Below are 9,433 nucleotides of genomic sequence, written 5' to 3'. Positions count from 1 at the left end.
GGTAGGGGCGGCGGGGGCGAGGAACCCTACTTGGACGACTCCACCGCATGCCCCCCGAACTGGTTCCGCAGCGCAGCGATCAGCTTCATCTGGGGAGAGTCGTCCTGCCGCGAGGCGAACCGGGCGAACAGCGACGCGGTGATCGCCGGCAACGGCACCGAGTTGTCGATGGCGGCCTCCACGGTCCATCGCCCCTCACCCGAGTCCTCCGCGTACCCGCGCAACTTCTCCAGGTGCTCGTCCTCGTCGAGCGCGTTGACCGCGAGGTCGAGGAGCCAGGAGCGGATGACCGTCCCCTCCTGCCAGGAGCGGAACACCTCGCGGACGGAGGTCACGGAGTCCACCTTCTCCAGCAGCTCCCACCCCTCGGCGTAGGCCTGCATCATCGCGTACTCGATCCCGTTGTGGACCATCTTCGCGAAGTGCCCGGCGCCCACCCTGCCCGCGTGGACGTACCCGTACGGCCCCTCCGGCTTGAGCGCCTCGAAGATCGGGTGGAGCCGTTCCACGTGCTCCTTGTCACCGCCGACCATCAGCGCATAGCCGTTCTCCAGGCCCCAGACCCCGCCGGAGACACCCGCGTCCACGAAACCGATCCCGTACTCGGCCAGTTGCTCGGCGTGCTTCTCGTCGTCCGTCCAGCGCGAGTTGCCGCCGTCGACGACCGTGTCGCCGGGCGACAGGAGGCCGGCCAGCTCGTCGACGACCGACTGCGTGGGGCCGCCCGCGGGCACCATCACCCACACCACACGCGGGCCCTCCAGCCTCTCCACGAGTTCCTGGAGGCTGCTCACGTCGGAGACGTCGGGATTGCGGTCGTAGCCGACGACGGTGTGGCCCGCGCGGCGGATCCGCTCGCGCATGTTGCCGCCCATCTTGCCGAGGCCGATGAGTCCGAGCTGCATCTCAGTTCACTTCTCCCAGATCGTTTCGAAGACTGCGGTAGGTGGCCACCAGAGAGGCCGTCGAGGCGTCGAGACCGGGGATGGCAGCGCCCTCCGTCAGCGCCGGCTCCACGCGCTTCGCCAGGACCTTGCCCAGCTCGACGCCCCATTGGTCGAAGGAGTCGATGTTCCAGACGGCTCCCTGGACGAACACCTTGTGCTCGTAGAGGGCGATGAGCTGACCCAGCACCGACGGGGTCAACCCCTTGGCCAGGACGGTCGTCGTCGGGCGGTTGCCGCGGAACGTGCGGTGCGCCACCTGCTCCTCGGGCACCCCCTCCGCCCGTACCTCCTCGGCCGTCTTGCCGAAGGCGAGCGCCTGGCCCTGCGCGAACAGGTTCGCCATCAACAGGTCGTGCTGCGCGGCGAGTTCGTCCCCTAGTTCCTCCACCGGGCGGGCGAAACCGATCAGGTCGGCCGGGATCAGCTTCGTGCCCTGGTGCAGCAGTTGGTAGTAGGCGTGCTGGCCGTTCGTCCCCGGTGTGCCCCACACCACCGGACCCGTCTGCCACTCCACCGGATGCCCGTCCCGGTCCACCGACTTGCCGTTGGACTCCATGTCCAGCTGCTGGAGGTAGGCCGTGAACCTGGACAGGTAGTGGCTGTACGGCAGCACGGCGTGCGACTGGGCGTCGAAGAAGTTGTCGTACCAGATGCCCAACAGGCCCAGCAGCAAAGGGGCGTTCGACTCGGCCGGTGCGTTCAGGAAGTGCTTGTCGACCGTCCTGAAGCCGTCCAGCAGCTCTCGGAAGCGGTCAGGGCCGATCGCGACCATCAGCGACAGCCCGATCGCCGAGTCGAACGAGTACCGTCCGCCGACCCAGTCCCAGAACTCGAACATGTTGTCCGGGTCGATCCCGAAGCCGGTGACCTTCTCGGCGTTCGTCGACAGCGCCACGAAGTGCCGGGCGACCGCCTTCTCCTCGCCGCCCAGACCGGCCAGCAGCCAGGAACGGGCCGACGTCGCGTTCGTGATCGTCTCGATCGTCGTGAACGTCTTGGACGCCACGATGAACAGCGTCTCGGCAGGGTCCAGGTCCCGTACCGCCTCGTGGAGGTCGGCACCGTCCACGTTCGACACGAAACGGAACGTCAGGTCGCGTGCCGTGAAGGGCCGCAGCGCCTCATACGCCATCGCCGGGCCCAGGTCCGAGCCGCCGATGCCGATGTTGACGACGTTCCTGATGCGCCTGCCGGTGTGGCCGGTCCACTCGCCGGAGCGGACCCGGTCCGCGAACGCGCTCATCTTGTCGAGCACGGCGTGCACACGCGGCACCACGTTCTCGCCGTCGACCTCGATCACGGCGTCCCGCGGGGCGCGCAGAGCCGTGTGGAGGACGGCACGGTTCTCGGTGACGTTGATCCTCTCGCCGCGGAACATGGCGTCCCGGAGGCCGAACACGTCCGTCGCGGTGGCCAGTTCCTGGAGGAGGGCGAGGGTCTCGTCGTTGATCAGGTGCTTGGAGTAGTCGATGTGGAGGTCGCCCACGCGTACGGTGTAGCGCTCGGCGCGGCCCGGGTCCGCCGCGAACAGTTCGCGCAGGTCGGGGTGGAGCATCACGTCCGCGCGGTGGTCCTGCAGCGCGGTCCACTCGGGGCGCAGGGTGGGCTTGGGGACGTCAGACATGGGCGGCGGTCTCCTTGGCGGTGCCCTCGCCGCGCAGGGCGACGGCGTACATCTCGTCCGCGTCGAGGCGGCGCAGTTCCTCGGCGATCAGCTCGGAGGTGGGGCGCACCTTCAGGGCGAGGGTGCGCGCCGGCTGGTCCGGCAGGGTGAGCGTGGCCAGCGGGCCCTCGGGGCGGTCGATGACGATCTCGCCCTTCTCGGTGCCGAGGCGAACACCGGTGACGACCGGCCCGGCGGTGATCACCCGCTCGACCGAAACGCCCAGCCGCGCCTCCAGCCAGCGGGCCAGCAGCTCGGCGCTCGGGTTGTCGGCCTCGCTCTCGACAGCCGCCGAGATGATCCTCGCCCGGGCCTGGTCGAGCGCGGCGGCCAGCATCGAGCGCCACGGAGTGAGCCGGGTCCAGGCAAGGTCGGTGTCGCCCGGCGCGTACGAGGTGACCCGCTGCTCCAGCGCGGCGATGGGCGCCTCGACGGCGTACATGTCGGTGATCCGGCGTTGGGCCAGGGCCCCGAGCGGGTCCTTCGCGGGCACGTCGGGCGCGTTCACCGGCCACCAGACGACGACCGGCGCGTCGGGCAGCAGCAGCGGCAGGACCACGGAGTCGGCGTGGTCGGACACCTCGCCGTACATCCGCAGGATGACCGTTTCACCGGTGCCCGCGTCGGCGCCCACGCGGACCTCGGCGTCCAGGTGGGCCCTGGTGCGGTCGCGCGGGGTGCGGGCGTGCCGCTTGATGACGACCAGGGTGCGCGAGGGGTGCTCGTGCGAGGCCTCCTCGGCGGCCTTGATCGAGTCGTAGGCGTTCTCCTCGTCGGTCACGATGACCATCGTGAGGACCATGCCCACGGCGGGAGTGCCGATGGCCCGGCGTCCCTGTACGAGCGCCTTGTTGATCTTGCTTGCCGTGGTGTCGGTGAGGTCGATCTTCATGGCCTGCGCCAGCTCCGTCCGTCTCGTGCGAGCATCTCGTCGGCTTCCTCGGGCCCCCAGGAGCCCGAGGCGTACTGCGCCGGCCTGCCGTTGCGGTCCCAGTACTCCTCGATCGGGTCGAGGATCTTCCAGGACTCCTCCACCTCCTGGTGGCGGGGGAAGAGGTTGGCGTCACCGAGCAGTACATCCAGGATCAGGCGTTCGTACGCCTCCGGGCTGGACTCCGTGAACGACTCGCCGTACGCGAAGTCCATGGACACGTCCCGGATCTCCATCGAGGTACCCGGCACCTTGGACCCGAAGCGTACGGTCATGCCCTCGTCGGGCTGGACGCGGAAGACGATCGCGTTCGCGCCGAGCTCCTCGGTGGCGGTGGAGTCGAAGGGCGAGTGGGGCGCGCGCTGGAAGACCACGGCGATCTCCGTCACCCGGCGGCCCAGGCGCTTGCCGGTCCGCAGATAGAAGGGGACGCCCGCCCAGCGCCGGTTGTCGACCTCCAGCTTGACCGCCGCGTACGTGTCGGTCCGCGACGTCGGCGCGATGCCCTCCTCCTGGAGGTACCCGGGCACCTTCGCCCCGCCCTGCCAGCCGGGCGCGTACTGACCGCGCACGGTGTGCGCCCCGAGGTCCTCCGGCAGCCGCACGGACTTCAGGACCTTGAGCTTCTCGGTGAGCAGCGACTCGGCGTCGAAGGCGATGGGCTCCTCCATCGCGGTCAGCGCCAGGAGCTGGAGCAGATGGTTCTGGATGACGTCCCGGGCCGATCCGATGCCGTCGTAGTAGCCGGCGCGGCCACCGATGCCGATGTCCTCGGCCATCGTGATCTGGACGTGGTCGACGTACGACCTGTTCCAGATCGGCTCGTACATCTGGTTCGCGAAGCGCAGCGCCAGTATGTTCTGGACGGTCTCCTTGCCGAGGTAGTGGTCGATGCGGAACACCTGCTCCGGGTCGAACACCTCGTGCACGATCGCGTTCAGCTCCCGGGCACTGGCCAGGTCGTGGCCGAACGGCTTCTCGATGACCGCACGCCGCCAGGAACCCTCCGGAGCGTCCGCCAGACCGTGCTTCTTCAACTGCTGGGCGACCTTCGGGAAGAACCTCGGCGGAACGGAGAGGTAGAAGGCGAAGTTGCCTCCGGTGCCGCGGGAGGCGTCCAACTCCTCGACCGCATCGCGCAGTTGCTTGAACGCGTCGTCGTCGTCGAAGTCGCCCGGTACGAACCGCATGCCCTCGGCGAGCTGCGTCCAGACCTCCTCACGGAACTCCGTACGGGCGTGCTCGCGCACCGCGTCGTGCACCACCTGCGCGAAGTCCTGGTCCTCCCAGTCGCGGCGCGCGAACCCGACGAGCGAGAAGCCCGGCGGCAGCAGTCCGCGGTTGGCCAGGTCGTACACGGCCGGCATCAGCTTCTTGCGGGACAGGTCACCCGTCACTCCGAAGATGACCAGGCCCGAGGGGCCCGCGACGCGGGGGAGACGGCGGTCGCGAGGGTCACGGAGGGGGTTGGACCCGTACTCCTCGGCCGCGTTCCCAGCGGCTCCGGTCCCGGTCCCGGTGAGAACCTCGTCGCTCATTCCCCGTCAACTCCCTTCCTGCTCAAGGACTTGGCGACCGCGCCCAGCAGCTCCTGCCAGGCCACCGCGAACTTCGCCACGCCCTCGTCCTCCAACAGCTTCACGACCTCGTCGTACGGAATCCCGAGCGCCTCCACGGCCGACAGGTCGGCCCGCGCCTGGGCGTAGCCCCCGGACACCGTGTCGCCCTTGACGGCGCCGCGCTCGGCCGTGGCGTTCAGCGTGGCCTCCGGCATGGTGTTGACCGTGCCCGGAGCGACCAGCTCGTCGACGTACAGCGTGTCCTTGTACGCCGGGTCCTTCACGCCCGTGGAGGCCCACAGCGGACGCTGCTTGTGGGCGCCCGTCGGGACCAGCGCGGTCCAGCGGTCAGAGCCGAACACCTCCTCGTACGCCTCGTAGGCGAGTCGGGCGTTGGCGAGGGCCGCCCTGCCCCTGAGAGCGAGGGCCTCGTCGGTGCCGAGCTTCGTCAGCCGCTTGTCGACCTCCGTGTCGACGCGGGAGACGAAGAAGGAGGCGACGGAGTGGATGGCGGACAGGTCGAGGCCGGCCGCCTGCGCCTTCTCCAGACCGGTGAGGTAGGCGTCCATGACCTCGCGGTAACGCTCCAGCGAGAAGATCAGCGTCACGTTGACGCTGATGCCGAGGCCGATGACCTCGGTGATCGCCGGGATGCCGGCCTTCGTCGCCGGAATCTTGATCATGACGTTCGGGCGGTCCACCAGCCAGGCGAGCTGCTGGGCCTCGGCGATCGTCGCGGCCGTGTTGTGCGCCAGGCGCGGGTCCACCTCGATGGAGACCCGGCCGTCGCGGCCGGAGGTCGCGTCGTACACCGGACGGAGGACGTCGGCGGCGGCGCGGACGTCGGCGGTCGTCATCATCCGTACCGCCTCGTCGACCGTCACACCGCGTACGGCCAGACCGGCGAGCTGCTCCTCGTAACCCTCACCGGAGCCGATCGCGGCCTGGAAGATGGACGGGTTGGTGGTGACACCCACCACGTGCTTCTTCTCGATGAGTTCGGCGAGGTTGCCGGAGGTGATGCGCTCGCGGGAGAGGTCGTCGAGCCAGATGGACACGCCTTCGTCGGAGAGGCGCTTGAGAGGTTCCGCGGCTGTGGTCGCCGCGCTTGCTTCGGTGGTCACAGTGATCATCTTCCTTCAGGCGCTCGCGTCAACCGCGGACGGCCGCGAGAGATTCCTTGGCGGCGGCGACGACGTTCTCGGGGGTGAAGCCGTACTCGGCGAACAGGGTCTTGGCATCGGCGGAGGCGCCGAAGTGCTCCAGCGAGACGATCCGCCCGGCGTCACCGACGAACCGGTGCCAGGTGAGCCCGATACCCGCCTCGACCGCGACGCGGGCCTTCACGTCCGGCGGCAGCACGCTCTCGCGGTACGCGCGCGGCTGCTCCTCGAACCACTCCACGGACGGCATCGACACCACCCGCGTACCGACCCCCTCGGCCTCCAGCCGCTCGCGCGCGGCGACGGCGAGCTGGACCTCGGAACCGGTGGCGATCAGGACCACGTCCGGCGTCCCGGTCGAGGAGTCCTGGAGGACGTAACCCCCCTTCGCCGCAGCGGGGTTGGGGGCGTACGTGGGCACGCCCTGACGGGTCAGCGCGAGGCCGTGCGGGGCCGGGTGGGTGGTGTGCCGCCTGAGGATCTCGGCCCAGGCGATGGCGGTCTCGTTGGCGTCGGCCGGGCGGACGACGTTCAGGCCCGGGATGGCGCGCAGCGAGGCGAGGTGCTCGATCGGCTGGTGGGTGGGGCCGTCCTCGCCCAGGCCGATGGAGTCGTGCGTCCACACGTACGTCACCGGGAGCTGCATCAGCGCGGACAGGCGTACGGCGTTGCGCATGTAGTCGGAGAAGACGAGGAACGTGCCGCCGTAGATGCGGGTGTTGCCGTGCAGCGCGATGCCGTTCATCTCCGCGGCCATGGAGTGCTCGCGGATGCCGAAGTGGATCGTGCGGCCGTAAGGGTTCGCCTCGGGCAGCGGGTTGCCGGCCGGGAGGAACGAACTCGTCTTGTCGATGGTGGTGTTGTTGGAGCCGGCCAGGTCGGCCGAGCCGCCCCACAGCTCGGGGATCACCGCGCCGAGCGCCTGCAGCACCTTGCCGGACGCGGCACGCGTGGCGACGGAGGCTCCCTCCTCGAAGGCCGGCAGCGCCTGCTCCCAGCCCTCGGGCAGCCGGCCCGCGACCACCCGGTCGAACAACTGCGCGCGTTCGGGGGTGGTGCTGCGCCACTCGTCGAGCTGCTTGCCCCAGGCGACGTGCGCCTCGGCACCCCGGTCGAGGGCCTGCCGTGTGTGCGCCAGTACCTCGTCCGCGACCTGGAACGTCTCGTCCGGGTTGAAACCGAGGACGCGCTTGGTGGCGGCTACCTCGTCCTCGCCGAGCGCCGAGCCGTGCGCGGCCTCGGTGTTCTGGGCGTCCGGCGCGGGCCAGGCGATGATCGTGCGCATGGCGATGATCGAGGGGCGCGCGGTCTCGGCCTGCGCGGCCCTGAGCGCGTCGTGGAGCTCGTGGACGTCGATGTCGCCGTTGAAGGCGGGCTCGATCCGCTGGACGTGCCAGCCGTACGCCTCGTACCGCTTCAGCACGTCCTCGGAGAACGCGGTCGCGGTGTCGCCCTCGATGGAGATGTGGTTGTCGTCGTAGAGGAAGACCAGGTTGCCGAGCTTCTGGTGGCCCGCGAGGGAGGACGCCTCGGCGGAGATGCCCTCCTCCAGGTCGCCGTCCGAGACGATCGCCCAGACGGTGTGGTCGAAGGGGGACTCGCCCTCGGGGGCGTCCGGGTCGAACAGGCCGCGCTCGTAGCGGGCGGCCATCGCCATGCCCACCGCGTTGGCGACGCCCTGGCCGAGCGGGCCGGTGGTGGTTTCGACGCCCGCCGTGTGCCCGTACTCGGGGTGACCGGGTGTCTTGGACCCGTGCGTGCGGAACGCCTTCAGATCGTCCAGCTCCAGCTCGTACCCGGCGAGGAAGAGCTGGGTGTAAAGCGTGAGGGAGGTGTGGCCGGGGGAGAGCACGAAGCGGTCGCGGCCGGTCCACTCGGGGTCGGCGGGGTCGTGCCGCATCACCTTCTGAAAGAGGGTGTACGCGGCCGGTGCGAGGCTCATCGCGGTGCCCGGGTGGCCGTTGCCGACCTTCTGCACGGCGTCGGCCGCGAGGAGCCGGGCGGTGTCGACGGCACGGCGGTCGAGGTCGGTCCACTCGAAGCGGTCGGTTGTCTGCGTACTCATCTTCAAGAAGTCCTCACAGAGCGGGTTGCCATGGCCGGTTCGTCTTCAAAACTAAAAGTCTGACTTTTACGGGGGAAGGTCTGTCTGTGTCAGTCTTCGGTGAAAGTGGGACAGCGACCTCAGGGCGGCCTTCAGGGCAGACTGCTCGGCAGACGCAGACGCAGACGCAGACGCAGACGCAGACGCAGACGCCGTAGGGCCGAGCCGCAGTGAGAGGGACATGGCGCACAGAACCTCCCCGGATGGTGATGGGATCAAGACGTTTCCCTTCCCCGTCGACCTCAGCCTCTCCGGCGTCGGCATGCAGGTCGGCCGTATGGACCCGGACCGCACCTGGCACCCGGACGTACCGCTGGAGCGCGTGCACCGCATCGACTTCCACGTGGTCATGCTGTTCGGCGGCGGCCCCGTGACCCACATGATCGACTTCGCCGAGTACGAGGCCGCCGACGGCGACCTGTTGTGGATCCGCCCCGGCCAGGTCCACCGCTTCTCCCGCACGGCCGGGTACCGCGGGACCGTGCTGATCATGCAGCCCGGCTTCCTCCCGCGAGCCACCGTCGAGGCGACCGGCCTCTACCGCTATGACCTGCCGCCCCTTCTGCGCCCGGACGCGGCCCAACTCGCCGCTCTGCGGCACTCTCTCGACCAGTTGGAACGTGAGTACACCGACACCGAGACCCTCCCGCTCAGCCTGCACACCGCGGTACTGCGGCACTCCCTGACGGCGTTCCTGCTCCGCCTGTCCCACCTCGCGGCCGGCTCGGCGGAAGCCGAGCGCCTGTACGCCGACACCACCTTCACCCGTTTCCGGGAGGCCGTCGAGAAGGGGTTCGCGGCCAACCACAGCGTCAGCGCGTACGCCGACGCGCTCGGTTACTCCCGTCGTACGCTGGTGCGCGCTGTTCGCGCCGCCACGGGTCAGACACCCAAGGGCTTCATCGACAAGCGGGTCGTTCTGGAGGCCAAGCGGCTGCTGGCCCACACGGACATGCCGATCGGGCGTGTCGGAGCCGCTGTGGGGTTTCCCGACTCGGCCAACTTCTCCAAGTTCTTCCAGTTGCACACGGGGGTTACTCCGGTGGGGTTTCGGGCGGAGTTGCGG

At 69.5% G+C, this 9,433-nt stretch carries 7 protein-coding genes; 1 reads left to right on the top strand and 6 read right to left on the bottom strand.

The annotated features are described in order from the left end of the window. Positions 1-26: 26 nt before the first annotated feature. Genes gnd through tkt form a run of 6 tightly spaced genes read right to left on the bottom strand, consistent with a single transcriptional unit; the run spans position 27 to position 8,328 of the window. Positions 27-905: a phosphogluconate dehydrogenase (NAD(+)-dependent, decarboxylating) gene (gene gnd / locus FNH08_RS35450; RefSeq protein WP_152775632.1), complete on the bottom strand. Its 879-nt coding sequence runs from the start codon at positions 903-905 to the stop codon at positions 27-29. Position 906: 1 nt separating this feature from the next. Next, positions 907-2,571: a glucose-6-phosphate isomerase gene (gene pgi, locus FNH08_RS35445; protein WP_152775631.1), complete on the bottom strand. Its 1,665-nt coding sequence runs from the start codon at positions 2,569-2,571 to the stop codon at positions 907-909. After that, the gene (gene opcA, locus FNH08_RS35440) at positions 2,564-3,502 is read right to left on the bottom strand and encodes a glucose-6-phosphate dehydrogenase assembly protein OpcA (RefSeq protein WP_152775630.1); all 939 of its coding nucleotides are present in this window, start codon (positions 3,500-3,502) and stop codon (positions 2,564-2,566) included. Before opcA ends, pgi begins: the two co-directional genes overlap by 8 nt. After that, on the bottom strand, positions 3,499-5,079 hold the full coding sequence (gene zwf / locus FNH08_RS35435; protein ID WP_152775629.1) for a glucose-6-phosphate dehydrogenase: 1,581 nt from the start codon (positions 5,077-5,079) through the stop codon (positions 3,499-3,501). The genes opcA and zwf overlap by 4 nt, the downstream gene beginning before the upstream one ends. After that, positions 5,076-6,233, bottom strand: a complete 1,158-nt coding sequence (tal, locus tag FNH08_RS35430; protein ID WP_152775628.1) for a transaldolase — start codon at positions 6,231-6,233, stop codon at positions 5,076-5,078. Before tal ends, zwf begins: the two co-directional genes overlap by 4 nt. Positions 6,234-6,252: 19 nt before the next feature. Beyond that, positions 6,253-8,328, bottom strand: coding sequence for a transketolase (tkt, locus tag FNH08_RS35425; RefSeq protein ID WP_152775627.1), 2,076 nt, complete (start codon positions 8,326-8,328; stop codon positions 6,253-6,255). 220 nt (positions 8,329-8,548) lie between these two features. Here tkt and FNH08_RS35420 point away from each other — a divergent pair. Continuing rightward, positions 8,549-9,433 (top strand): helix-turn-helix domain-containing protein (locus FNH08_RS35420; protein WP_152775626.1); only part of this gene is annotated, 885 nt, incomplete at its 3' end.

The sequence above is a fragment of the Streptomyces spongiae genome, assembly GCF_009377185.1.
Lineage (GTDB): Bacteria > Actinomycetota > Actinomycetes > Streptomycetales > Streptomycetaceae > Streptomyces > Streptomyces spongiae.
Note: the sequence above shows the minus strand (reverse complement) of the source record. Positions and strands in the feature narration are given on the sequence as shown.